This is a genomic window from Mycobacterium sp., assembly GCF_049647605.1.
Taxonomy (GTDB): Bacteria; Actinomycetota; Actinomycetes; order Mycobacteriales; family Mycobacteriaceae; genus Mycobacterium.
In genome coordinates this window covers 1-23,258 of record NZ_JBARXZ010000062.1, presented here as the reverse complement: position 1 = coordinate 23,258, position 23,258 = coordinate 1, and the positions used below count along the sequence as shown (strand labels likewise).

General features: G+C 66.7%; 24 protein-coding genes and 2 tRNA genes. 9 read left to right on the top strand and 17 right to left on the bottom strand.

Annotation, left to right across the window (positions count from 1 at the left end):
• A partial coding sequence (locus WBB07_RS08310; RefSeq protein ID WP_526306534.1) for a DAK2 domain-containing protein occupies nucleotides 1-373 on the bottom strand: 373 nt, incomplete at its 3' end.
• 208 nt (nucleotides 374-581) lie between these two features.
• On the opposite strand from WBB07_RS08310, the gene rpmB reads away from it, so the two are divergent.
• On the top strand, nucleotides 582-779 hold the full coding sequence (gene rpmB, locus WBB07_RS08305; RefSeq protein WP_083740673.1) for a 50S ribosomal protein L28: 198 nt from the start codon (nucleotides 582-584) through the stop codon (nucleotides 777-779).
• A 68-nt stretch (nucleotides 780-847) separates the two neighbouring features.
• On the opposite strand, the gene WBB07_RS08300 is transcribed toward rpmB, so the two are convergent.
• Complete coding sequence (locus tag WBB07_RS08300; protein WP_526306532.1) at nucleotides 848-1,528, bottom strand: uracil-DNA glycosylase; 681 nt, start codon at nucleotides 1,526-1,528, stop codon at nucleotides 848-850.
• Nucleotides 1,529-1,538: 10 nt separating this feature from the next.
• A complete protein-coding gene (locus WBB07_RS08295; protein ID WP_526306530.1) occupies nucleotides 1,539-2,504 on the bottom strand; it encodes a thiamine-phosphate kinase in 966 nt (321 codons plus the stop codon).
• Nucleotides 2,505-2,587: 83 nt separating this feature from the next.
• On the opposite strand from WBB07_RS08295, the gene WBB07_RS08290 reads away from it, so the two are divergent.
• Both WBB07_RS08290 and WBB07_RS08285 read left to right on the top strand, forming a co-directional pair.
• A complete protein-coding gene (locus tag WBB07_RS08290; protein ID WP_526306528.1) occupies nucleotides 2,588-2,848 on the top strand; it encodes an Lrp/AsnC ligand binding domain-containing protein in 261 nt (86 codons plus the stop codon).
• A 5-nt stretch (nucleotides 2,849-2,853) separates the two neighbouring features.
• The gene (locus WBB07_RS08285) at nucleotides 2,854-3,414 is read left to right on the top strand and encodes a DUF3515 family protein (protein ID WP_526306526.1); all 561 of its coding nucleotides are present in this window, start codon (nucleotides 2,854-2,856) and stop codon (nucleotides 3,412-3,414) included.
• Nucleotides 3,415-3,420: 6 nt separating this feature from the next.
• Here the strand turns inward: WBB07_RS08285 and WBB07_RS08280 are convergent, their stop codons facing one another.
• The 3 genes from WBB07_RS08280 to WBB07_RS08270 are packed head-to-tail and all read right to left on the bottom strand — an operon-like array spanning nucleotide 3,421 to nucleotide 6,720.
• Nucleotides 3,421-4,542, bottom strand: a complete 1,122-nt coding sequence (locus tag WBB07_RS08280) for a D-alanine--D-alanine ligase family protein (protein WP_526306524.1) — start codon at nucleotides 4,540-4,542, stop codon at nucleotides 3,421-3,423.
• Nucleotides 4,543-4,588: 46 nt separating this feature from the next.
• A complete protein-coding gene (locus WBB07_RS08275) occupies nucleotides 4,589-5,704 on the bottom strand; it encodes a cystathionine gamma-lyase (RefSeq protein ID WP_526306522.1) in 1,116 nt (371 codons plus the stop codon).
• A 5-nt stretch (nucleotides 5,705-5,709) separates the two neighbouring features.
• Nucleotides 5,710-6,720 carry an NAD(P)H-dependent glycerol-3-phosphate dehydrogenase gene (locus WBB07_RS08270; protein WP_526306520.1) on the bottom strand — a complete coding sequence of 337 codons (1,011 nt, stop codon included), beginning with the start codon at nucleotides 6,718-6,720 and terminating at the stop codon, nucleotides 5,710-5,712.
• An 89-nt stretch (nucleotides 6,721-6,809) separates the two neighbouring features.
• Here WBB07_RS08270 and cofC point away from each other — a divergent pair, with 89 nt between their 5' ends.
• The 3 genes from cofC to mutT1 all read left to right on the top strand — a co-directional run bounded on the left by cofC (nucleotide 6,810) and on the right by mutT1 (nucleotide 10,696).
• A complete protein-coding gene (gene cofC / locus WBB07_RS08265) occupies nucleotides 6,810-7,496 on the top strand; it encodes a 2-phospho-L-lactate guanylyltransferase (protein ID WP_526306518.1) in 687 nt (228 codons plus the stop codon).
• On the top strand, nucleotides 7,493-9,697 hold the full coding sequence (locus tag WBB07_RS08260) for an RNA degradosome polyphosphate kinase (protein ID WP_526306516.1): 2,205 nt from the start codon (nucleotides 7,493-7,495) through the stop codon (nucleotides 9,695-9,697). The genes cofC and WBB07_RS08260 overlap by 4 nt, the downstream gene beginning before the upstream one ends.
• Before the next feature lie 87 nt (nucleotides 9,698-9,784).
• Nucleotides 9,785-10,696, top strand: coding sequence for an 8-oxo-(d)GTP phosphatase MutT1 (gene mutT1 / locus WBB07_RS08255; protein WP_526306536.1), 912 nt, complete (start codon nucleotides 9,785-9,787; stop codon nucleotides 10,694-10,696).
• A gap of 76 nt (nucleotides 10,697-10,772) precedes the next feature.
• Here the strand turns inward: mutT1 and WBB07_RS08250 are convergent, their stop codons facing one another.
• From WBB07_RS08250 to leuC, 3 genes are all read right to left on the bottom strand, one after another.
• Nucleotides 10,773-11,471, bottom strand: coding sequence for an HU family DNA-binding protein (locus WBB07_RS08250; RefSeq protein WP_526306514.1), 699 nt, complete (start codon nucleotides 11,469-11,471; stop codon nucleotides 10,773-10,775).
• Between the two features lie 220 nt (nucleotides 11,472-11,691).
• Nucleotides 11,692-12,288 carry a 3-isopropylmalate dehydratase small subunit gene (gene leuD / locus WBB07_RS08245; RefSeq protein WP_526306512.1) on the bottom strand — a complete coding sequence of 199 codons (597 nt, stop codon included), beginning with the start codon at nucleotides 12,286-12,288 and terminating at the stop codon, nucleotides 11,692-11,694.
• Between the two features lie 24 nt (nucleotides 12,289-12,312).
• Nucleotides 12,313-13,740 carry a 3-isopropylmalate dehydratase large subunit gene (gene leuC, locus WBB07_RS08240; protein WP_526306510.1) on the bottom strand — a complete coding sequence of 476 codons (1,428 nt, stop codon included), beginning with the start codon at nucleotides 13,738-13,740 and terminating at the stop codon, nucleotides 12,313-12,315.
• A gap of 87 nt (nucleotides 13,741-13,827) precedes the next feature.
• Between leuC and WBB07_RS08235 the strand changes: the two genes are divergently transcribed.
• Entirely contained in the window at nucleotides 13,828-14,529 is a 702-nt protein-coding gene (locus tag WBB07_RS08235) for an IclR family transcriptional regulator (RefSeq protein WP_526306508.1), read from the top strand.
• Between the two features lie 61 nt (nucleotides 14,530-14,590).
• A complete protein-coding gene (locus WBB07_RS08230; protein ID WP_526306506.1) occupies nucleotides 14,591-15,088 on the top strand; it encodes a pyridoxamine 5'-phosphate oxidase family protein in 498 nt (165 codons plus the stop codon).
• An 18-nt stretch (nucleotides 15,089-15,106) separates the two neighbouring features.
• On the opposite strand, the gene WBB07_RS08225 is transcribed toward WBB07_RS08230, so the two are convergent.
• From WBB07_RS08225 to WBB07_RS08205, 5 genes are all read right to left on the bottom strand, one after another.
• Nucleotides 15,107-15,182 (bottom strand) — tRNA-Glu (locus WBB07_RS08225).
• Between the two features lie 93 nt (nucleotides 15,183-15,275).
• Nucleotides 15,276-15,347, bottom strand: a tRNA-Gln gene (locus tag WBB07_RS08220).
• A gap of 114 nt (nucleotides 15,348-15,461) precedes the next feature.
• Entirely contained in the window at nucleotides 15,462-16,913 is a 1,452-nt protein-coding gene (gltX, locus tag WBB07_RS08215) for a glutamate--tRNA ligase (RefSeq protein WP_526306504.1), read from the bottom strand.
• Entirely contained in the window at nucleotides 16,910-17,704 is a 795-nt protein-coding gene (locus tag WBB07_RS08210) for a fumarylacetoacetate hydrolase family protein (protein WP_526306502.1), read from the bottom strand. Before WBB07_RS08210 ends, gltX begins: the two co-directional genes overlap by 4 nt.
• Nucleotides 17,705-17,745: 41 nt before the next feature.
• Nucleotides 17,746-18,939, bottom strand: a complete 1,194-nt coding sequence (locus tag WBB07_RS08205; RefSeq protein WP_526306500.1) for an alpha/beta hydrolase family protein — start codon at nucleotides 18,937-18,939, stop codon at nucleotides 17,746-17,748.
• A gap of 101 nt (nucleotides 18,940-19,040) precedes the next feature.
• Here WBB07_RS08205 and WBB07_RS08200 point away from each other — a divergent pair, with 101 nt between their 5' ends.
• Entirely contained in the window at nucleotides 19,041-20,258 is a 1,218-nt protein-coding gene (locus tag WBB07_RS08200) for an MFS transporter (protein WP_526306498.1), read from the top strand.
• An 8-nt stretch (nucleotides 20,259-20,266) separates the two neighbouring features.
• On the opposite strand, the gene WBB07_RS08195 is transcribed toward WBB07_RS08200, so the two are convergent.
• From WBB07_RS08195 to serA, 3 genes are all read right to left on the bottom strand, one after another.
• Entirely contained in the window at nucleotides 20,267-20,866 is a 600-nt protein-coding gene (locus WBB07_RS08195; RefSeq protein ID WP_526306496.1) for a hypothetical protein, read from the bottom strand.
• Nucleotides 20,867-20,877: 11 nt separating this feature from the next.
• Nucleotides 20,878-21,888, bottom strand: a complete 1,011-nt coding sequence (locus WBB07_RS08190; protein WP_526306494.1) for a 3-isopropylmalate dehydrogenase — start codon at nucleotides 21,886-21,888, stop codon at nucleotides 20,878-20,880.
• A gap of 5 nt (nucleotides 21,889-21,893) precedes the next feature.
• Nucleotides 21,894-23,258, bottom strand: a 1,365-nt coding sequence (serA, locus tag WBB07_RS08185) for a phosphoglycerate dehydrogenase (RefSeq protein WP_526306492.1), incomplete at its 5' end; no start/stop codon positions are given.

The window sequence follows — 23,258 nt, the reverse complement described above, 5'->3', positions numbered from 1 at the left end:
GCCCGACAGCATGTCGCAACCACGACGCCAGCAACCGGGCGTCGAGTTCGGTGACGGTGTCCTGCGCGACCGTGACATCGGCAAGGCCGCGCAGGATCTGCGACAGGATCATCCCGGAGTTGCCCCTGGCGCCGTGGGCCGCGCCCCGAGCCAGCCCGGCCGCCACCTCGGCCACGCCTACGGGATCGATCGCCGGCGCGGTGGCCGCCGCCAGCGCCGCCCGCATCGTGAACAGCATGTTGGTGCCGGTGTCGGCGTCCGCGACGGGGAACACGTTGAGGCGGTTGATCTCGTCGGCGTGGGTGATCAGGTCGCCGACGGAGGCGTGTGCCCACGACAGCAGAGCGGCGCCGTCGAGTCGACGATCCGCCATCACTGCCTCCTACCCCCGCCGCCAGCGCGTGCGGGCGCTAGCCTAGTCAGAACCACCGACGTGGGGCGTCGAACACCGGTCCCCCGGGCGCGGCTGTGCACAGCGTTTTGGTGATCATCGCGAAGACCGGTATTCTGGTCGGGTTGTCGGGTCACCCGCACCGCGGTTGCTGGCCCCAGTAGTCGATTTCTTGGATGAGGAGTTCTACATGGCTGCCGTGTGCGATATCTGCGGGAAAGGCCCCGGCTTCGGAAAGTCGGTGTCGCACTCTCATCGCCGGACCAGTCGTCGCTGGGATCCGAACGTACAGTCCGTCAATGCCGTGACCCGTCCGGGCGGCAACAAGAAGCGCATCAACGCCTGCACTTCCTGCATCAAGGCCGGCAAGGTCATCAAGCAGGGCTGACACCTGTAAGTCATACCGCCTGAACATCCATGTTCAGGCGGTATGACTCTGTCTCAGGGCAATCAACCTCAGGGCAGACGCCAGTCGATCGGCTCGGCCCCGCGCTCGGCCAATGCTGCATTGGCCCGACTGAACGGACGCGACCCGAAGAAACCCCGGGACGCCGACAGCGGCGACGGATGCGGCGATTCGATGGCCACACACTGTTGACCGAGCATCGGTTTCAGGGTCGCCGCATCGCGCCCCCACAATATCGCCACCAGCGGCGTGGACCGCTGCACCAAGGCGCGGATCGCGCACTCGGTCACCGCTTCCCAACCCTTCCCACGATGTGACGCCGGCGTCCCCGGCTGCACCGTGAGTACACGGTTGAGCAACATGACGCCTTGCTCCGACCACGGGCTCAGGTCACCGCACGACGGTCGCGGGTAATCGAGGTCGGCGGTGTACTCGGTGAAGATGTTGGACAGGCTGCGCGGCAGCGGACGAACATCCGGGGCCACCGAGAAGCTGAGCCCGATGGCGTGGCCCGGGGTCGGATACGGGTCCTGCCCGACGATCAGCACCCGCACCGCGTCAAAAGGAAATGTGAACGCCCGCAACACATTGGATCCGGCAGGCAGATAGCCACGGCCATCGGCGATCTCGGTTCTGAGAAACTCCCCCATCTGGGTGATCTGCTCGGCAACCGGTGCCAGCGCCCGGGCCCAACCATCGTCAACGAGTTCGTTCAAAGGGCGCGCCGTCACGTCCGACAACCTAGCAATCGCCCCGGAACGACTCCCAGCCCGTGGACCCGGACCAGGCCCGGCCGTCCACGAGTACCCCTGCCGCACCGGCGGCCACGGCGCCGATCACCCGCCAGCCGGGTGGCACGTCAGCCGGAAAACACGCCACCAGGGCGTGGTCTTCCCCGCCGCCGAGCACAAAGTCCCGCGGGTCTGCCCCCGTTGCCGCCGCCACGGCGGCCAGTGGCCGCCAGAAAGCCTCCAGCGCGGCCCCCGACAAGTCGATCACCACACCTGAGCCGTCCGCGATGTGCCGTAGATCGGCGGCCAAACCGTCGGAGGTGTCGGTCATCGCCGACGCACCCGCCCGCGCCGCCGCCGACCCCTGCCCGTACGGGGGTTTCGGAACGAGATGACGACCACGCACCTCGGCGAAGTCGTCCACACCGGCCGAGCACAACGCATAACCCGCCGCCGACACCCCGGGTTCGCCCGCCACCGCCACCACCTCGCCTGGGCGTGCACCGGTGCGGACCACCGGTGGGCGCCCCTCGAGGTCACCGAACACCGTGACCGACACCACCCAGTGCGGGCTGGCCACAAGATCGCCACCGATGATCGGCGCGCCCGCCAACCCGGCTTCGACCCACATCCCGTCGGTGAGCTCGATCGCCCAGTGCGCCGGCGCGTCCGGCGGGGCGCCGATGGCGGTGACAAACCCGGTGACTCGGGCCCCCATGGCTTCGATGTCGGCGGCGTTCTGCGCGATCGCCTTCCGGCCCACGTCATGCGGAGTCGACCAGTCGAAGCGAAAGTGTCTGTCCTGCACCAGCATGTCGGTGGACACCACCAGACGCCCATCGGGAACGACAAGCACCGCCCCGTCATCACCGGGGCCCACCAGCACGCTGTCCGGGTACGGACGCCCGGCCGTCAGCCGGTCGATGACGGCAAACTCACCGACTTCGGCCAGTGTCGGCTCCTGCTGATCGGCCATGGTCCGTCCCGCCTTCCGCCCGACCTGAACGCCTGCCCCGCCTGGGGTACGTTGAGTCCACATCGAGACAGGGAGAGTACCGGGTGGCCGAGGCGTTCATGCTGATCCAGACCGAGGTGGGCCGCGCCGAGGTGGTCGCCAAGCAGATCGCTGCGCTGCCCGGTGTGCTGTCGTCGGAGTATGTGACCGGCCCCTATGACGTGATCGTCCGGATCCGCACCGACCCCGCCGCCGCCACCGGCGAGGCCGCCACGGCCGCCGTCCACCGGACGGTGAGCACCGTGCAGGGTATCGAGGGAATCACCCGCACCCTGACCTGTCCCATCGCCGGAGCCCCGCACTGAATCTGATGACCGACACCCACGATCCGATCGCATCCACCGACCACGACGGCCCGCCTCGCGGGATCCTGATCGCCGGGGTGGCGATCGCAGTTGCCGCCGTGGTGGCCGTACTCGCCATCGCAGCCACCCGCACCGCCGAACCCACACCGGTGGCGATCGCTGCCGCGCCCGCGCCACAAGCCGAGAGTCCGGACTGCGAGCGGCTTCTCGCCGCCCTGCCCGATCAACTCGGTGACTATCGGCGAGCCGTTGCCGTCGAGCCCGTCCCGGCCGGCGCCGCCGCCTGGCAGGCCGAACCCGGTGGCGAGCCGGTGATCCTGCGCTGCGGCCTGGACCGCCCTCTCGACTTTGTGGTCGGCGCACCGCTGCAGGCGGTCGACGCGGTGCAGTGGTTCCGGGTCACCGACCCCAGCGGCACCCTCACCACATGGTTCGCCGTCGACCGACCGGTGTACGTCGCACTGACCTTGCCGGCCGGCTCCGGCCCCACCGCCATCCAGATGTTGTCGGCGGCCATCACCAAGACGTTGCCCGCCGAGGAACTCGATCCGGGCTCGCCGCGGTAACCGTGCTCAGCGCAGCCCGGTCCCCCGGGCCAGCGCAGTGTCCACCATCGCGGCCAGCAATGTCGGGTAGTCCACTCCGCTGGCGGCCCACATCCGCGGATACATCGAAATAGTGGTGAATCCGGGCATGGTGTTGATCTCGTTGAGTACCGGGCCGGTATCGGTGAGGAAGAAGTCCACCCGGGCCAGGCCCTGACAGTCGATGGCGTTGAAGGCGCGGATCGCCAGCTGCCGGATCTCGTCGGCGACGTCATCGTCGATCTTGGCGGGCACATCGAGTTCGGCGGCGTCGTCGAGGTATTTGGTGGTGAAGTCGTAGAAGCCGTCTTCCCGACCGCGCACCCCGGCAACCCGGATCTCGCCGACGATGCTGGCCTCGATCCGGCCGTCCGGCATCTCCAGCACACCGCATTCGAGTTCACGCCCCACCACGGCGGCCTCGACGATCACCTTGGGGTCGTGCTTGCGGGCTTCGGCTATCGCTTCCGGCAGCTGATCCCACGATGTCACCCGGCTCACACCGATCGAGGAGCCGCCGCGGGCCGGCTTGACGAACACCGGCAATCCGAGTCGTTCCTGCTCTTCCGGTTCCAGCATCGGTCGATGGGCCCGCAGCACCACCTGATCGCCGATCGGCAGCCCTTCGGCGGCCAGCAGCTTCTTGGTGAACTCCTTGTCCATCCCCGCGGCGCTGGCGAGCACCCCGGCGCCCACGTAGGGCACTCCGGCGAGTTCGAGCAGCCCCTGGATGGTGCCGTCTTCGCCGTAGGGGCCGTGCAGCACCGGGAACACCACGTCGACGGACGCCAGGACGTCCCCCGCACCTTGGCCCAGCGACACCAATTCGCCGCTGCGCCGCGGATCGGCCGACAGCGCCAGCGCCTGCCCGGACCCGTCGGTCACCTCGGGCAGTTTTCCGCCGGCGATCGCCAGGCTGTCCGGGGTGGCATCACTGAGCACCCACGAACCGTCGGGGGTGATCCCCACCGGGACGGCAAGGTACCTGTCCGGGTCGAGATTACGCAGAATGCTTCCAGCAGAGACGCATGAAATGGCGTGCTCGCTGCTGCGCCCGCCGAAGACGACGGCGACACGGATGCGATCCGATGGGTGGGAGCGGGCAGTCACAACCTAGAGAGGCTACCGCCCCCACATCCCGGCGGGCGATCTGAGATCACCGAGCCAGCGCGGCGAGGACATCGGAGACGATGTCCTCGGTGTCCTCGATCCCCAGGGAGATCCGCACAAATCCCGGACTCACCGAATCACCCCACCGCGCCCTGCGGTCCACCGCGGTGTGCAGGCCCCCGAAACTTGTCGCCGCCACCAGCAGGTCACTGCGACGCACCAGTTCGTCCGCGGCGATCGCATCGGCCAGCTCCACCGACACCAGTCCCCCGAAGCGCTGCATCTGCGCGGCGGCCACCCGGTGGGCCGGATCACCGGGCAAGCCCGGGTAGCGCACCGACCGCACCGCGGGATGGCCGTGCAGCGCGGTCGCCAGCGCCAGGGCGTTGTGACATTGGCGTTCGTGGCGCAATCCGGCACTGCCGAGGCTGCGCAACAGCAGCCACGCCTCGAACGCGCCGAGGATCCCGCCGGCCAGGGTCCGTTCCCGCTCGACGGCGGCCATCAGCTCGGGATTGTTGCCCGTGACGTAACCGGCCAGCAGGTCGCTGTGCCCGGACAGGGCTTTGGTGGCGCTGGCCACCACCAGGTCGGCGCCCAGCGCCAGCGGCTGCTGCCCCAGCGGTGTTGCCGTGGTGTTGTCGACCACCAGGGTGGCGCCCCGGTGCCGGCAGATCGATGCCAGACGGGCCAGATCGACGACATCCAATCCCGGATTTGTGGGCGTCTCTGCGAAAACCACGTCGGCCTGCCCGGCGGCGTCGCAGATGGTTTCCCAGCCGGCTTCGATCACCGTGACACCAAGCGGCACAAGATATTCCGCCGCATATGCGCGAACCTGGTAGTAGCCGTCGGCGGGGACGACGAGTACCGAGCCGGGCCGCAGGAGGACCCGCAGCGCCGCGGTGACGGCGGCCATCCCGGAACCGAACACCAGCGCCCGCGCGGCACCTTCGAGGTCAGCCAACGCCGACTCCACTTGGCGCCAGCTGGGATTGGTTGCGCGGCCGTAGAAGTCGAGCCCCGCCCCCTCGGCGCTGCGGTGGTCCGCCAGATGATAGGTGGCCGCGAGCACCGGCGACGGAGCCACCGGCTGCCCCGGAACCGACTGCGAAGAGGCCGCTTTCAGGCTGCGGGTGGACGCGCCGTATGAATCTGCCACTGCCCTCACTCCGGTTTGGTGCTACGTCCCAACAACAGCAGTATCGCCTCGTCCACCGACAGGCCTCGATGACAGACCCGGTGTACCGCATCGGTCAGCGGCATTTCGACGTCATAACTCGATGCCAACGCCAGCACCGATTCACACGAGGTGACCCCTTCGGCGACGTGGCCCCCACCGGCCAGTTGAGCCTGCTCGAGTGTCTGCCCGCGGCCGAGCCGTTCACCGAAAGCGCGGTTGCGCGAGCGCGGCGACGAACAGGTGGCCACCAGATCACCCACCCCGGCAAGACCGGCCAGAGTGGTCTCCTTGGCGCCGAGCGCAACACCCAGCCGCATGGTTTCCGCGAGCCCGCGGGTGATGATCGCCGCGGCGGTGTTCTCACCGAGTCCGACCCCCGCGGCCATCCCGCACGCGAGCGCGATGACGTTCTTGCACGCCCCACCGATTTCCGTGCCGATCACATCGGTGTTGGTGTACGGCCGGAAGTACCCGGTGTTCAACGCGCGCTGCAGTGCCACCGCACGGCCCGAGTCCAGGCAGGCGATCACGGTGGCGGCAGGTTGTTCGACGGCGATCTCGGCAGCCAGATTGGGCCCGGACAGCACCGCCACCTGTGTGGGATCGGCGCCGGTCACCGCAGTGATGACCTGACTCATCCGCATCAGGGTGCCCAATTCGATCCCTTTGGCGGTGCTGACCAGCGTTGCACCGGGTGTCAGCAGCGGCGCCCACCCACTCAGGCTGGGCCGTAACTGCTGCGAAGGGGTGGCCAGCAGCACCGTGGTGACCCCGCTCAGGGCCTCGGCCGCGTCGGTCGTCGCGCTGATCGCCGTCGGCAGTTCGACGTCTCCGGTGTACCGGGAATTGCGCCGGAACCGGTTGATCTCGTCGGCGACGGCCTCTCGCCGAGCCCAGATCCGCACCTCACTTCCCGCATCCGCCAGCACCTTGGCCAGTGCCGTGCCCCAGGCGCCCGCGCCCATCACCGTTGCGATACCCACCGTGCTGGTCATACGTTCGTCAGAACCCCTCAGTGCAAGCGTCGACGGTCAAGCATCTACCCAGCGTCAGCGTAGCGAGCGGCGCTGGCAGGATGAACCACATGACCGACACGCAGTCGGATGGCACGGCCCGTGTTGGGCTGATCATCGCAGTCAAACGAATCAGCGCCGCCAAGACACGGCTGGCGCCGGCATTCGCTGCTGCCACCCGTGAGAAGCTGGTCCTGGCCATGCTGCTCGACACCATATCGGCCGCGGTGAAGTCACCCGGGGTGGAGTCGATCACCGTGGTGACTCCGGATGCGGCCGCGGCCGCCGCCGCTGCCGCGCTCGGTGCGCAGACACTGGCGGACCCTACCGCGGACGGGCACCTCGACCCGCTGAACAACGCGCTCCTGGCCGCCGAGGCGGCCGTCTCCCGATCGACTCCGAACATTGTTGTCCTACAAGGAGATCTACCAGCGCTGCGGCCGGAGGAACTGACCGATGCCCTCACGCAGGCCCGCCGGTACCCACGCAGTTTCGTCGCCGACCATCACGGTAGCGGCACGGCGGCCCTGTTTGCGCTGGGAGTTCCTCTCAATCCCCGATTCGGTGCCGATTCCGCTGCGTTGCACCGAAATTCGGGCGCAGTCGAGTTGATCGGCGGCTGGCCGGGGTTGCGGTGCGATATCGACACCCCCGCCGATCTGACGACCGCGCAGAAATTGGGTGTGGGTCCGGCCACCAGCTCGGCGGCCGACCAGAGCACCCAAGGAGCTAGCGACCACCACCACGATGAGGAATGATCGACACCGTGACCGACGCCCCGCAGATCGACGACGCCAAACCCGACGACCGCGCCGAGTCCAACGGCTGGGTCTCCGGTGACTCGGTGCCCGAAGTTCCGCCCGCGGCGACCGCCGCCGCCGCGGACAACGCGCTACCGGAGGATCGCTACCTCAACCGCGAGCTGAGCTGGCTCGATTTCAACGCCAGGGTGTTGGCGCTGGCCGCCGACCCGTCACTGCCACTGTTGGAGCGGGCCAAGTTCCTGGCGATCTTCTCCTCCAACCTCGACGAGTTCTACATGGTGCGCGTCGCCGGGCTGAAACGCCGCGACGAGATGGGACTCTCGGTGCGATCAGCCGACGGGCTCTCACCCCGGGAACAGCTGCGCCACATCGGGGAACGCACACAGCAGATTGCCAGCAGGCACGCGAGAGTGTTCCTGGATTCGGTCCGTCCGGCACTGGCCGAAGAGGGCATCCTCGTGGTGAACTGGGCCGATCTCGACGAGGCCGAGAAGTCGCGGCTGTCCACGTATTTCCACGAGCAGGTGTTCCCGGTACTGACCCCGCTCGCCGTCGACCCGGCACACCCGTTCCCGTTTGTCAGCGGACTCAGCCTCAACCTCGCGATCACCGTGCGCCAACCCGAGGACGGGACCCAGCACTTCGCCCGAATCAAGGTGCCTGACAACGTCGACCGTTTTGTCGAACTCGACGGTCGCCACGGCGAGGGCAGCAACGGCACCAGGAGCGCGGTGCGATTCCTGCCCATGGAGGAATTGATCGCCGCGTTCCTCAACGTGCTGTTTCCCGGCTTGGAGATCGTCGAGCACCACGCGTTCCGGATCACCAGGAACGCCGATTTCGAGGTCGAGGAAGATCGTGACGAAGATCTCCTCCAAGCACTCGAACGGGAACTGGCCCGGCGCCGGTTCGGGTCTCCGGTCCGGCTCGAGGTCGCCGACGACATGACCGAGAACATGCTCGAGCTACTGCTGCGCGAACTCGACGTCGCCCCCAATGACGTCATCGAGGTTCCCGGCCTGTTGGATCTGTCGTCACTGTGGCAGATCTACGGGGTGGATCGCCCCGCGCTCAAGGACCGCGCCTTCGTACCCGCGACGCCGCCTGCCTTCGGTGAGCGGGAGACTCCGAAGAGCATCTTCTCGACACTGCGTGACGGTGACGTGATGGTGCACCACCCCTACGATTCGTTCTCCACCACGGTGCAGCGTTTCATCGAGCAGGCAGCCGCCGACCCGAATGTGCTGGCGATCAAGCAGACCCTGTACCGCACCTCAGGTGACTCTCCGATCGTCAACGCTCTGATCGACGCCGCCGAAGCCGGTAAGCAAGTGGTCGCGCTGGTCGAGATCAAGGCCAGATTCGACGAGCAGGCCAACATCAAGTGGGCCCGCGCACTGGAGAAGGCCGGTGTGCACGTCGTTTACGGGCTCATCGGACTCAAGACCCACTGCAAGACCGCGTTGGTTGTTCGCCGGGAGGGCTCGACCATCCGCCGGTACTGCCATATCGGTACCGGCAACTACAACCCGAAAACAGCTCGCCTGTACGAAGACGTCGGCTTGTTGACCGCCTCTCCCGACATCGGCGCCGACCTGACCGACTTGTTCAATTCGCTGACCGGGTACTCACGAAAGGTCAGTTACCGCAACCTGCTGGTGGCACCGCACGGGGTCCGCAAGGGCATCATCGAGCGGATCGAGCGCGAGGCCGCCGCGGCCGCCGACGGTGCCGAAGCGCGGATCCGGTTGAAGGCCAACGCACTCGTCGACGAACAGGTGATCGACGCGTTGTACCGAGCGTCGCAGGCCGGGGTTCGCGTCGAAGTCGTGGTGCGTGGCATCTGTGCGCTACGGCCAGGGGTACCGGGTTTCTCCGAGAACATCGTGGTGCGATCGATCCTCGGCCGTTTCCTGGAGCACTCCCGAATTATTCATTTCCGCGCCACCAACGAGTTCTGGATCGGCAGCGCCGACATGATGCATCGCAATCTCGACCGCCGGGTCGAAGTGATGGCCCAGGTGAAGGATCCGCGACTGACCGCCCGCCTGGACGACATGTTCGAGTCGACGATGGATCCCGCCACCAGGTGCTGGGAACTCGGAGCCGATGGTCACTGGACCGCCAAACCCAATGAGGGGCAGTCGGTGCGCGACCATCAAGTGTCGTTGATGGAGAAGCACCGAAGCCCCTGACATCGCACGACTTGACTCGCAGGAGTAATTCAGGTGTCGAAAGACTCGAAGAATGCCGAGATCGACACCGCGAACCGGTCGGGCGCAATGGTGCGTGCCGCCGGCGCGGTGCTGTGGCGTCCCGCGAACCCACTCGGCGCCACACCGGATGTCGAGGTCGCAGTCATCCACCGGCCACGCTATGACGATTGGTCGCTACCCAAGGGCAAGGTGGACCCGGGTGAGATCGAACCGGTGACGGCGGTGCGGGAGATCGCCGAGGAGACCGGTATCCGGGCGCACCTCGGTCGACGGCTGATGTCGGTTCGTTATCCGATCGAAGCGGGTACCAAACGTGTGTGGTACTGGGCGGCCCGCGCCGAGTCCACCGCCGGTGAATTCATTCCGAACAAAGAAGTGGATGAGCTGCGCTGGGTGCCGGTCTCCGAGGCGATCGACCGGCTCGGCTATCCGCACGACCGGAAGGTGTTGCGCCGGTTCACCAAACAGCCGGCCGATACCAAGACTGTGCTGGTGGTGCGCCATGCCACCGCAGGCCGCAAGAGCCGGTACTCCGGCGACGACCGAAAACGGCCGTTGGACAAGCAGGGCCGGGCCCAGGCCGAATCGTTGGTCAGCCTGCTCCTGGCCTTCGGCGCCACCGATCTTCACGCCGCCGACCGGGTCCGCTGCGTTCAGACCCTCGAACCCCTGGCCGACGAGCTCGGCGTCGGCATCACCGAGGAGCCGATCCTCACCGAGGAAATGTATGCCGACAACCGCAAACTCGTACGGCAGCGGATCCTGGAGATCGCCGAGGAACCCGGCACCAGAGTGATAAGCACCCAGGGCAAGGTCATTCCCGGGCTCATCGAATGGTGGTGCGACCGCGACGGGGTGCGGCCGGACAAGTCGCGGAATCGCAAGGGCAGCACCTGGGTGCTGTCGTTGGAGAGATCGGAGTCAGGGGCCCGGCTGGTCGCCGCCGACCACATCGGCAGCCCACTGGCCGTCGACTGACTCAGAACATGAATACGCCGCGGGAGGACTAGCTTTCTCCCGCGGCGTATTTTGGTGTGCTGGTGTCGAACGCGCCTTACTTGCGTCCGCGCTTGGCCGGAGCCTTCTTGGCCGGAGCCTTGGCGGCAGCGGCCTTCTTGACCGGAGCGGCCTTCTTGGCCGGGGCGGCCTTCTTGGCGGGAGCCGCCTTGGTCGCGGCCTTGCGGGCCGGAGCCTTGGTGGCGACCGTCTTCTTCACTGCGGTGGCCTTCTTGGCCGGTGCAGCCTTGGTTGCGGTGGCCCGCTTGGCCGGTGCGGCCTTCTTGGCGGCGGCGACCTTGACCGGTGCGGCCTTCTTGGCGGCGGGGGCCTTCTTGGCCGGTGCAGCCTTGGTGGCGGCCTTGCGGGCCGGAGCCTTGGTTGCGACCTTCTTGGCGGTGGTCTTCTTGGCGGCACCACGCTTCGCCGGACCGGCCACCACACCGCGCTTGACGGCGGGACCATCGGCCGGGAGGCGCTGTGCGCCAGAAACAACCGCCTTGAACTGCGCACCGGGACGGAACGCGGGCACGGACGTGGGCTTGACCTTCACGGTCTCTCCGGTGCGCGGGTTACGGGCCACACGGGCTGCGCGCTTGCGCTGCTCGAAAACACCGAAGCCGGTGATCGTGACGCTGTCGCCCTTGTGCACTGCCCGCACGATGGTGTCGACAACGTGCTCGACGGCAGCCGTGGCTTGCCGACGGTCTGAGCCCAGCTTCTCCGTGAGTACGTCGATGAGCTCTGCTTTGTTCATGCATATCCTCCGAAGCCTGTGGTCCTGTCTGAACCGACTAGAGGACACGGTAAACCCTGTCAAGGCTGATTTCCAAGAGCCACGCGCAATTTCAGACGGTATTGACGGAAATCTCGGCAATCCGGTTGCTGCCCTTGGGCGGTAATCGGTGATTCGGCGCCGATTCTGGACTGCTTCGAAACCTTACTCGGCCACCCCGAATTCGGGGTGGCCGGACCACTCAGAGGGCAGGCAGAGTGCGCGGTTTCCAGCTCGGCCGCGACGCCTCGAATTCCGCTATGGCATCCTGTTTCCGCAGCGTAAGACCTATATCGTCGAGACCTTCCAGCAATCTCCAGGCCGTGTAATCGTCAATGCTGAACGGCACCACCACCGTTGCCGCGGTGATATTCCGATCTTGAAGATTCACAGTGATTTCCAGGCCAGGGTTCTGCTCGATCAGCTTCCACAGCAGTTCCACATCATCTTGTGTGACTTCCGCCGCTAACAGACCGGCCTTGCCGGCGTTGCCCCGAAAAATGTCGGCAAACCGTGGCGAGATCACGACCCGGAACCCGTAGTCCATGAGCGCCCAGACGGCATGCTCCCGGGAAGACCCGGTGCCGAAATCGGCGCCGGCGACCAAAACCGAGCCCTTGTCGAATGGGCTGAGATTCAGAATGAAGCTCGGATCGTTTCGCCATGCGGCGAACAAACCGTCCTCGAATCCCGTTCGGGTCACCCGCTTCAGATAGACCGCCGGAATGATCTGATCGGTATCCACATTGGACCTGCGCAGCGGAACCCCGATGCCGGTGTGTGTTTGAAAGGCTTCCATCGAATTACTCCTAATGGCCGGTGTTTATCGGGCTGGGGTATCGAGATCTGCGGGCGAGGACAGGGTGCCGCGCACCGCCGTCGCAGCCGCCACCACCGGCGACACCAGGTGCGTCCGGCCCCCTTTGCCCTGGCGGCCTTCGAAATTGCGGTTCGACGTCGATGCACAGCGTTGCCCCGGCTCGAGTTGATCCGGGTTCATTCCCAAGCACATCGAGCAGCCCGCCTGACGCCATTCCGCGCCCGCGGCCAGGAACACCTCCGCCAGCCCTTCGGATTCGGCCTGCGCCTTGACGCGCATCGAACCGGGGACCACCAGCATGCGCACCCCGTCGGCCACCTTGCGGCCGCGCAGCACCTCGGCCGCAGCCCGCAGATCCTCGATTCGGCCATTCGTGCAGGACCCGACGAACACGGTGTCGACCGTGACGTCCCGCATGGGCATACCCGCCCGAAGGTCCATGTATGCCAACGCCTTCTCGGCTGCCTGCTTGTCGGCGTCGCTGGTCATCAGCTCCGGGTCGGGCACCGAGGCGCTCAGCGGCACCCCCTGCCCGGGGTTGGTACCCCAGGTCACGAAGGGGCTCAACGTCGCCGCGTCGATGTAGACCTCGGTGTCGAATTCGGCGCCGTCGTCGGTACACAACCGGTCCCACGCGGCCACGGCATGATCCCAGTCCGCACCTGCGGGGGCGTGCGGGCGTCCCTTCAAGAATTCATACGTGGTCTCGTCGGGCGCAACCATGCCGGCTCGCGCCCCGGCCTCGATGCTCATGTTGCAGATCGTCATCCGGCCTTCCATCGACAATGCTCTGATGGCACTGCCGCGGTATTCGATGACGTGCCCCTGTCCGCCGCCGGTGCCGATCTTGGCGATCACCGCCAGGATGATGTCCTTGGCCGTAACACCCGAGGGCAGTTGGCCATCGACGTTCACCGCCATGGTCTTGAAAGGTTTCAACGGCAGCGTCTGCGTGGCCAGCACATGCTCGACCTCGGAGGTGCCGATTCCCATGGCCAATGATCCGAACGCGCCGTGCGTCGAGGTGTGGCTGTCGCCGCACACCACCGTCATACCCGGCTGGGTGAGTCCGAGCTGGGGTCCGATGATGTGCACGATCCCCTGCTCGGCGTCACCCATCCGGTGCAACCGGATGCCGAACTCGGCGCAGTTGCGCCGCAACGTCTCCACCTGAGTGCGCGACACGGGATCGGCGATCGGCTTGTCGATGTCGATCGTCGGGACATTGTGATCTTCGGTGGCGATCGTCAGATCCGGACGGTGTACCGGTCGGCCGGCCAGTCGAAGTCCGTCGAACGCTTGCGGGCTGGTGACCTCGTGGACGAGGTGCAGATCGATGTAAATCAAGTCGGGTTCGCCGGCCACCGAGGCGACGACGTGGTCGGCCCACACCTTTTCGGCCATGGTCCGCGGCTGTTGTTTGTTGACCATCACATCTCGATTCGCTTGGTTCTGCCCCGCAGGCGCTGCGAAACACCGGGCTGGTTATCTCAACATGCGGGACGCTAGTATCTCTCTGTGAGACAGGATAGCGGCATCGGCGTTCTCGACAAAGCGGTGGGCGTGTTGCACGCGGTGGCCGATTCCCCGTGTGGCCTCGCAGATCTCTGCGAGCGCACCGGTTTACCGCGAGCCACCGCACACCGGCTGGCCGCGGGGCTGGAGGTGCACCGGCTCCTGACTCGCGATGACGAGGGCCGTTGGATTCTCGGGCCCGCCATCAGCGAGCTGTCCTCGCGGGTCAGCGACCCCCTGTTGGCCGCAGGTGCGGCGGTACTGCCCCGGCTACGGGAGATCACCGGCGAGAGCGTTCAGCTCTACCGACGTGACGGCACCGCCAGGATCTGCATCGCCGCCCTGGAACCACCTGCCGGACTGCGAGATACGGTGCCGGTCGGCACCAGGCTGCCGATGACCGCCGGTTCCGGCGCCAAAGTCCTGCTGGCCTACAGCGATGCGGCCACCCAGCAGGCCGTGCTGCCCTCGGCGATGTTCACCGACCGCACACTCGCCGAAGTCCGCAAGCGGGGCTGGGCACAGAGCGCGGCCGAACGCGAGGCCGGGGTCGCCAGCGTCTCGGCACCGGTCCGGGACGGCAAGGGCGCGGTGATCGCCGCCGTGTCGGTATCCGGCCCGATCGACCGCATGGGGCGCCGCCCCGGCGCCCGCTGGGCCGCCGACCTTCTCGCAGCGTCGGAGGCACTCTCCAGGAGGCTGTGACCCCCGGCCCTGTGAGAGGGCTGTCAACATGTGCTCAACGCCACTCTGCGACACTCACGGAATGGGAACCAACCAACGCACACAGATCGTGATGTCCGCCGACGAGATCACCAATTTTGTTGTCACCAGCCGCACCGGGACTCTGGCCACCGTCGGCGCCGACGGCCAGCCGCACCTGGTCGCCATGTGGTACGCGGTCCTCGACGGCGAGATCTGGCTGGAGACCAAGGCCAAGTCGCAGAAAGCGGTGAATCTGGTTCGCGATTCGCGATTCACCTTCTTGATCGAGGACGGCGACACCTACGACACGCTGCGCGGTGTGTCCTTCGAAGGACGGGCCGAGATCATCGATGACCCACAAACGTGCTTCCGGGTGGGCGTCAGCGTGTGGGAACGCTACACCGGGCCGTACTCCGAGGAGATGCGCGCCGGTGTGGAGATGATGATGAACAAGAGGGTCGCGGTGCGACTCGTTGCCGCTCGGACACGTTCGTGGGATCACCGCAAGCTCGGGTTGCCCGCCATGCCGCTGGCCGGCTCGACGGCGCCGAGCGCCTGAATCAGGTGAGAACTAGATTGGTAGCCCCGATGGGATTCGAACCCACGCTACCGCCGTGAGAGGGCGGCGTCCTAGGCCGCTAGACGACGGGGCCAGAACCAATCTGTGTGGTCCGGCGAGTAGAACTCGCGCGAACCGGGAGTCAGCATAGCTCAGCGGATTGCGCTGACCTAATCACCGACACCAGCTGGGGTACCAGGACTCGAACCTAGAATGAGGGAATCAGAATCCCTAGTGTTGCCAATTACACCATACCCCAATACGACCTATCCGTGCTGGTCAGAGGCTAGATCCGCGATTTCAGCGCGGATCTTGTCCTCTGTTCCGACTCTTCAGGGCCGACGAGCAGACTACCAAACATTCTGACCCTGTTTTACCGGGGTACCCCCCGCAGCCGTGCCAGGCTGCGTTCACGGCCCAGCAACTGCAGTGATTCGAACAGCGGTGGGCTGATCGTGGAGCCGGTGACACCGACCCGGATGGGGCCGAACGCCTTACGCGGTTTGAGCTCCAGACCGTCGATCAGGGCCGCCTTCAGGGCCGCCTCGATGTTCTCGGTCGACCACTCGCCCACCGCTTCCAGCGCGGCGACGGCGGCGTCGAGGACCGGCGCGGCGTCAGGACCCAATTCCTTGGCCGCCGCTTTGGGGTCCAGCGTGAACTCAGAGTCATTGAGGAACCGCAGGAGGGGCCAGGCGTCACCGAGCACCACGATGCGCGTCTGGACGAGCGCAGCGGCCTCGGCGAAACCGGACGCGTCCAGGCCGGTGTCATGGCCGTGGTCGGTGAGAAACACGTTCAGCCGGTTGGCAAAATCCTCCGGCGACAGCAGCCGGATGTGCTCGGCGTTGATGGCGTCGGCCTTCTTCTGGTCGAAGCGGGCCGGGTTGGAATTGACGTTGCGGACATCGAAGGCAGCCACCATCTCCTCGAGGCTGAACACATCGTGGTCGTCGGCGATCCCCCATCCCAGCAGCGCCAGATAATTCAGCAGCCCTTCCGGGAGGAATCCGCGATCGCGGTGCAGAAACAGATTCGACTGCGGATCGCGCTTGGACAGCTTTTTGTTGCCGTCCCCCAGAACACTTGGCAGGTGTGCAAACTCGGGTACCCGGTCGGCGACGCCGATGCGGATCAGTGCCCGGTAGAGCGCAATCTGGCGTGGCGTCGACGGCAGGATGTCCTCGCCGCGCAGCACGTGGGTGATCTTCATCAGCGCGTCGTCCACCGGATTGACCAGGGTGTACAGCGGATCACCGTTACCGCGGGTGATCGCGAAGTCCGGCACCGATCCGGCCGCGAACGTCGTCGGCCCACGGACCAGATCATCCCAAGACAGGTCCTCGTCGGGCATCCGCAGGCGCAACACCGGATTGCGGCCCTGGGCCACAAAATCCGCCCGCTGCTCATCGGTGAGATCGCGGTCGTAGTTGTCGTAACCGAGTTTGGGATTGCGCCCCGCGGCCACGTGGCGGGCCTCCACCTCCTCGGCGGTGGAGTAGGCCTCGTAGACCTCACCGGCCTCCAGCAGTTTGGCCACCACATCGCGGTAGATCTGGCCACGCTCGGATTGCCGGTACGGCGCATACGGCCCACCGATCTCGGGCCCCTCGTCCCAGTCCATCCCGAGCCAGCGGAGGGCATCCAGGATCGCCGCGTAACTCTCGGCGCTATCGCGTGCCGCATCGGTGTCCTCGATGCGGAACACGAAGTCTCCGCCGGTATGACGGGCGTAGGCCCAGTTGAACAGCGCAGTGCGCACCAACCCGACATGCGGGGTTCCCGTCGGCGACGGGCAGAACCGGACTCTTACTTTGGTCATCATTTCCCTTTACGCACAACAGGATTTGTCAGGGTGCCGATACCTTCGACAGTGATACCCACGGTGTCGCCGCCCTCGATCGGCCCGACGCCTTCCGGTGTTCCGGTCAAGATCAGGTCGCCCGGCAGCAGCGTCATCACCGCGGACACCCACTCCACGATGGCACCGACATCGTGGATCATCAGCGAGGTTCGGCTGCGTTGGCGCACCTGCCCGTTCACCTCGGTGCGCAGTTCCAGGTCGGAGACGTCGAGATCGGTGACGATCCACGGCCCGACCGGGCAGAAGGTGTCATGGCTCTTGGCCCGCATCCACTGGCCGTCCTGCTGCTGCTGATCCCGGGCCGAGACATCGTTGGCGATGGTGTAACCCAAGATGTTCTCCGCGGCCCTGGCGGCGGGCACGTCCTTGCACGGACGGCCGATCACGATCGCCAACTCCCCCTCGTGATGCACGGGATTCGCGTCGGCGGGCAGCACGATCGGCGCGTTCGGGCCGACGATCGCGGTGTTGGGCTTGAGGAAGATCACCGGCTGTTCCGGTGCGGCACCACCCATCTCCTGGGCGTGGGCCGCATAATTCTTGCCCATCGCCACGACCTTGCTGGCCAGGATCGGGGCGAGCAGCCGCACGTCGGCCAACGGCCAGGTACGCCCGGTGAACGTCGGCGTACCGAAGGGGTGCTCGGCGATCTCCCGGACCACAGCGTCCCCGGGAGCATCGCCGGAGCCGACATCCCCTTCGATACTGACAAACGCGACACCGTCAGGACTGGCAATTCGACCCAAGCGCATGGGCTCAGCCTAGAGCCACCACCAACGGCGCCGGTGGTGGGCTAGCGAGCGCCGAAGGCGCGCTCCAGGAACGGGGTCGAGTCGGGCATCGAGGCCAGTACCGTCCCGCTGTGGTCCTCGTCGGGATAGACCCGCAGCTCAAAATCCTGGCCTTCGGCACGCAGCTCGTCGGCGAAGGTCAGCGTCAGATTCGGAGGGACGTCACGATCGAGAAGTCCCACACCCAGGAACAGCGGGCGGTCGTAGCCGTCGACCGGAACCCCCATGTAGGCATCCAGGGCAGCATCGATTCCCGGAATGGATTCCAGCGGGGCGCTGAAGAGCGCGGCGGGTGTCAGCTCGGCGAGTTCGTCGGTGAGCGCAGCGAGGCAGAGCGTCTCGCCAAGCGCGGCAGCCTTCTTGCCCGTGGGGCTGAGCACGCTGTCGAGGTCCAGATCCGGGCGGGCCTCCCGCAGGGCGGCGGTGATGTAGGCGGTGTAGGCGTTGGCCACCGGCGCCACTTCGGGAATCGAGAAATCGGGTCCGACGCGTTTGACGATCCGCTGGACGTTGGCGGGTGTGCCCGTGGCCACCACCCCGCGGTAGTCGAGGCCGGAACCCTGGCTGAACTCGTTGGCCCAGCGTGCGGTGCTGACAGCCCCTGCCCCGCCCTGTGATTGGCCGACAACCGCCCACTGCGGTGACAGCGGCACATCCAGGTGATGGGCGGCGATGACGGAATCGACGACGCCGCGTGCGGTTGTCACGCTGTTGAGATAGCTCATCAGACCGGGTGTGCCCAGGCCCACGTAGTCGGTGGCAACCACCGCGTAACCCTGATCCAGCCAGTGCGTCAGATATTCGTTGTCGCGTTGGCTGCGCGGCTTCGCCGATGGCGTGCAGTCGTCGCCGAGGCCGACGGTGCCGTGGGCCCACGCCACCACCGGCCACCCGCCGGCCGGCGGCGCACTTCGCGGGAGGAAGACCGCCCCCGTGCTCACTGCGGGTGAATCATGTTGGTCGAGTGTCGAGTAGAGGATCCGGTAAGCCTGCGCCGCGCCGCTGACCGACAGCGCGGGATTCAACGGCACCGAGTTGATCAACGCCCCCGGCGCCGGGATGGGTCCGTTGTAGGACGTGGCGTCCAAGCCCGACCAGTCGGGCGCCGCCGCCTGGGCCGGCGCCGCAGTGCCGATCACCACGGTTCCCATCACCAGAGCCAGGCACGCCGTCGCCGACGTGATCGCTCGTCTCATTGCCCGCGTCATCTCCAAAAGTTGCACCACGCAACGGTACCCGTTTCATATTCCGGGATTGGTGTTCAGCATATTGAGATAGCCGTGGCACGATGGCGATCATGTCCAGCGCTTCGATCGGCCCGGTGCGCCGTTGGTCGATGCTGGTGCTCGCGCTGCTGTCCACGATGTTCACCAACGTGTTCATCAATGGTGTCGCCTTCATGATCCCGACGTTGCATTCCGAGCACGGACTCGATCTGGCTGCCGCCGGCCTGATGGCCTCGCTGCCGAGCTTCGGCATGGTCACCACCCTGATCGCCTGGGGTTATGCCGTCGACCGCCTCGGCGAACGGATCGTGCTCACCTCGGGTGCCGCATTGACCGCCGCAGCGGCTGGTGCGGCCGCATCGGTCGATTCACTTCTGGCAATAGGTATCTTCCTGTTCCTCGGCGGCACTGCGGCCGCGAGTTCCAATGCCGCCAGCGGAAGACTTGTCGTCGGCTGGTTCCCGCCACATCAGCGGGGCCTGGTGATGGGAATCCGCCAGACCGCGGTGCCGCTCGGCGCCGGGCTGGGGGCCCTGGTGATCCCGCGACTGGCAGCCTCCGAAGGCGTTGCGGCTGCCCTGCTCTTTCCGGCGGCCATCTGTGCGGTCTCGGCCGTGCTCTGCGGTGTCGGCGTGCTGGATCCGCCCCGGCCGACGCGCGCCCAAGCCCCGGCAGAACACCTCGCCAATCCCTACCGCAGCTCGGACGGACCGTCGACATTGGTGCGCATCCATGCGATCTCGGTGCTGTTGGTGGTACCGCAGGCGCTCGTGTGGACGTTCACCTTGGTCTGGTTGATCACCGATCGCGGCTGGACCCCCGCCGCAGCGGGGCTTCTGGTCGGCGTGGCCCAACTGCTGGGCGCGGCGGGCCGGGTGGCGGCGGGCTATTGGTCCGACCGCGTGGGACAACGGCTGCGGCCCATCAGGTTCATCTCGCTGGCCGCGGCCGCCACCATGGGTATGTTGGCCTTGACGGACTGGCTGGACTCACCGCTGAGCATCGGGTTAATGCTGGTCGCCTCGGCGATCACGGTGTCCGACAACGGGTTGGCGTTCACCGCGATCGCCGAGATCGCGGGCCCGTTCTGGAGTGGCCGGGCCCTGGGCACCCAGAACACCAGCCAGCACCTGGCATCGGCGTTGTCCGCACCACTGTTCGGCGGGCTCATCGGCGTCGCCGGATTCCCCGCCGCCTTTCTGGTGTGCGCGCTGTTCCCGCTGGCCGCCGCACCTCTGGTACCCGTCGACGCCGATCCCCTGACCCACCCCCGGAAAACCGACACCTGAGCGGCTTTTCACACCTCGCTGGGTTCGGCGACCGGCCGGGCATGCCGGAATCTCGGCAGCACCAACAAGGCGGCCACCAGGAAACACAGCGCGCCGACAAACGTGCCGAGATCAGCCATCGAGGCGTTTTCGGCCGCCCCGCTCTTGAACACAAACGCACCGACGGCCGACGCCCCGAACGCGATACAGCCGATCATGTTGGTCCACGCCGCAGCCCGGTCCCGCAGTTGGGCGGCGGCACCCAACGCCACCAGCCCCAGCACGCCGCTGACCAGAAACGCCACCGATCCCGTGGCATCCGGCGCCCAGACGAATCGACGCTCGGTACTGACCGCCGTCGCCCATACCGCCGACCCCGTGCTGACATTGAACAGCACGGTGCCGGCGAACTGGGTTGCCGCCGAAAGCCATTCACTGCGAGCCGCCGGGTTCGACAGCACCAGCTGCATCCAGCCCGCGGTGGTGAAGAACCAGGAACCGATGAAGCACAGCACATTGGCCGCCACCGCGGGCGGCCCGAGCTCCGGGATCGTTGCGATCGCGAACAGCGATGACCCGATGGCAAAACACCAGCACTGTCTCGACAGGGTCGCGAGCCTGGCGGCCACCGGCACCGGTGTTACAGCTTCCCCACGATCCGGTCGCCGACGGCTGAGGTCGACAGCTTCTCGTCGCCCCGAGTGGCCAGATGCTCGGCGACGGCCCGGTCTACGCGGGCGGCCGCTTCGGTCTCGCCAACGTGGTTGAGCAGCAATGCCACCGACATGACCGCGGCCGTCGGGTCGGCGATGCCCTGACCCGCGATATCGGGTGCGCTGCCGTGCACCGGCTCGAACATCGACGGGTTGGTCCGGGTGGCATCGATGTTGCCGCTTGCGGCCAAACCGATTCCACCGGACACCGCCGCGGCGATATCGGTGACGATGTCTCCGAACAGGTTGTCGGTGACGATGACGTCGAAGCGGCCGGGATCGGTGACCAGATGGATGGTGGCGGCGTCGACGTGCTGGTAGGCCACCTCGACGTCCGCGAACTCTTGGCCGACTTCGGCCACGATCCGCGACCACAAGCTGCCGGCGAAGGTCAGCACGTTGGTCTTGTGCACCAACGTCAGATGCTTACGACGCTGCTGGGCGCGGGTGAACGCGTCCCGGACCACCCGCTCGACACCGAACGCCGTGTTGAGGCTCACCTCGGTGGCGACCTCATGCGGGGTGCCGACGCGGATGGCGCCACCGGTTCCGGTGTACGGGCCTTCGGTGCCCTCGCGGACCACCACAAAATCGATATCGGGGTTGCCCGCCAACGGGCTGTTCACCCCGGGATAGAGCCGCGACGGCCGCAGGTTGACGTGATGGTCGAGCTCGAACCGCATCCGCAGCAACAGGCCACGTTCGAGCACGCCGCTGGGCACCGACGGGTCACCGATGGCGCCGAGCAGGATCGCGTCATAACCCTTGAGCTCGTCGACCAGTCCGTCCGGCATCACCTCACCGGTGGCGTGATAGTGCTTGGCGCCCAAGTCGTAACTGGTCTTCTCGACGCCGGGGAGCACGGTGTCGAGCACCTTCACGGCTTCGCCGATGACCTCGGGGCCGATGCCGTCACCGGCGATGATCGCTAACTTCATCTGTTTCATGACAGATCAACCACTTCCAGGGTGAGGGCGTCGACAGCGGCACTGATGGCCGCACGCACGTTTTCGGGCACGTCACGATCCAGGCGCAGCATGATGGTTGCGCCCTCACCGTCGGCGTCCTGGCTCAGCTGCGCGGCGACGATGTTGACCTCGGCCCCACCGAGCAATGTGCCGATCTTGCCGAGCGCACCGGGCTGGTCGCTGTAGTTGATGATCAGGTTGACGCCCTCGGCCCGCAGGTCGAAGTTGCGGCCGTTGATCCCGACGATCTTCTGGACCTGCTGCGGGCCCGAGAGTGTGCCCGCGACATTGATCGACGAGCCGTCGGCGTAGACGCCGCGCACATCGACGACGCTGCGGTGGTTGGGGCTTTCCGTGGCGGTGGTCAGCTCGGCGGCAACACCACGCTCGGCGGCCAGCGCCGGAGCATTGACAAATGTCACCTGATCCTCGATGACCGCCGAGAACAGCCCGCGCAGCGCCGAGAGCCGCAGCACGGCGACCTCTTCGGCGGCCAGCTCACCGCGGACCTGCACGGACAGCGACACCGGCAGCTCCGCGGACAGCGCACCGATCAGCACGCCGAGCTTGCGCACGATCTCGAGCCAGGGAGCAACTTCTTCGCCGACCACACCGCCACCGACGTTCACCGCGTCCGGCACGAACTCACCGGCCAAAGCCAGTTTCACGCTGGCGGCGACGTCGGTGCCGGCCCGGTCCTGCGCTTCGGCGGTCGAGGCACCCAGGTGGGGGGTCACCACAACCTGCGGCAGCGCAAACAACGGGCTGTCGGTGCACGGTTCGGTGGAGAACACGTCCAGACCGGCGCCCCGCACGTGCCCGCTGGCGACCGCATCGGCGAGTGCGTGCTCGTCGATCAGCCCGCCGCGGGCGGCGTTGACGATGATCACGCCGGGCTTGGTCTTGGCCAGCGCCTCCTTGCCGATCAGACCGGCCGTCTCCGGGGTCTTGGGCAGGTGCACGGAGATGAAGTCGGCCCGCTGCAACAGGTCGTCGAGGCTCAGCAGTTCGATGCCCAGCTGCGCGGCCCGCGCCTGGGACACATAGGGGTCGTAGGCGACGATGTGGGTGCCGAACGCGGCCAGGCGGGCGGCGACCAGCTGGCCGATGCGGCCCAGTCCGACCACTCCGACGGTCTTGCCGTAGATCTCGGCACCGGAGAACGACGAGCGCTTCCAGGTGCGCTCACGCAGCGTCGCGTCGGCGGCGGGAATCTGCCGTGCCGCCGAGAGCATCAGCGCGATCGCATGCTCGGCGGCGCTGTGGATGTTGGAGGTGGGCGCGTTGACCACCAGCACACCGCGGGCGGTGGCGGCGTCGACGTCGACGTTGTCCAGTCC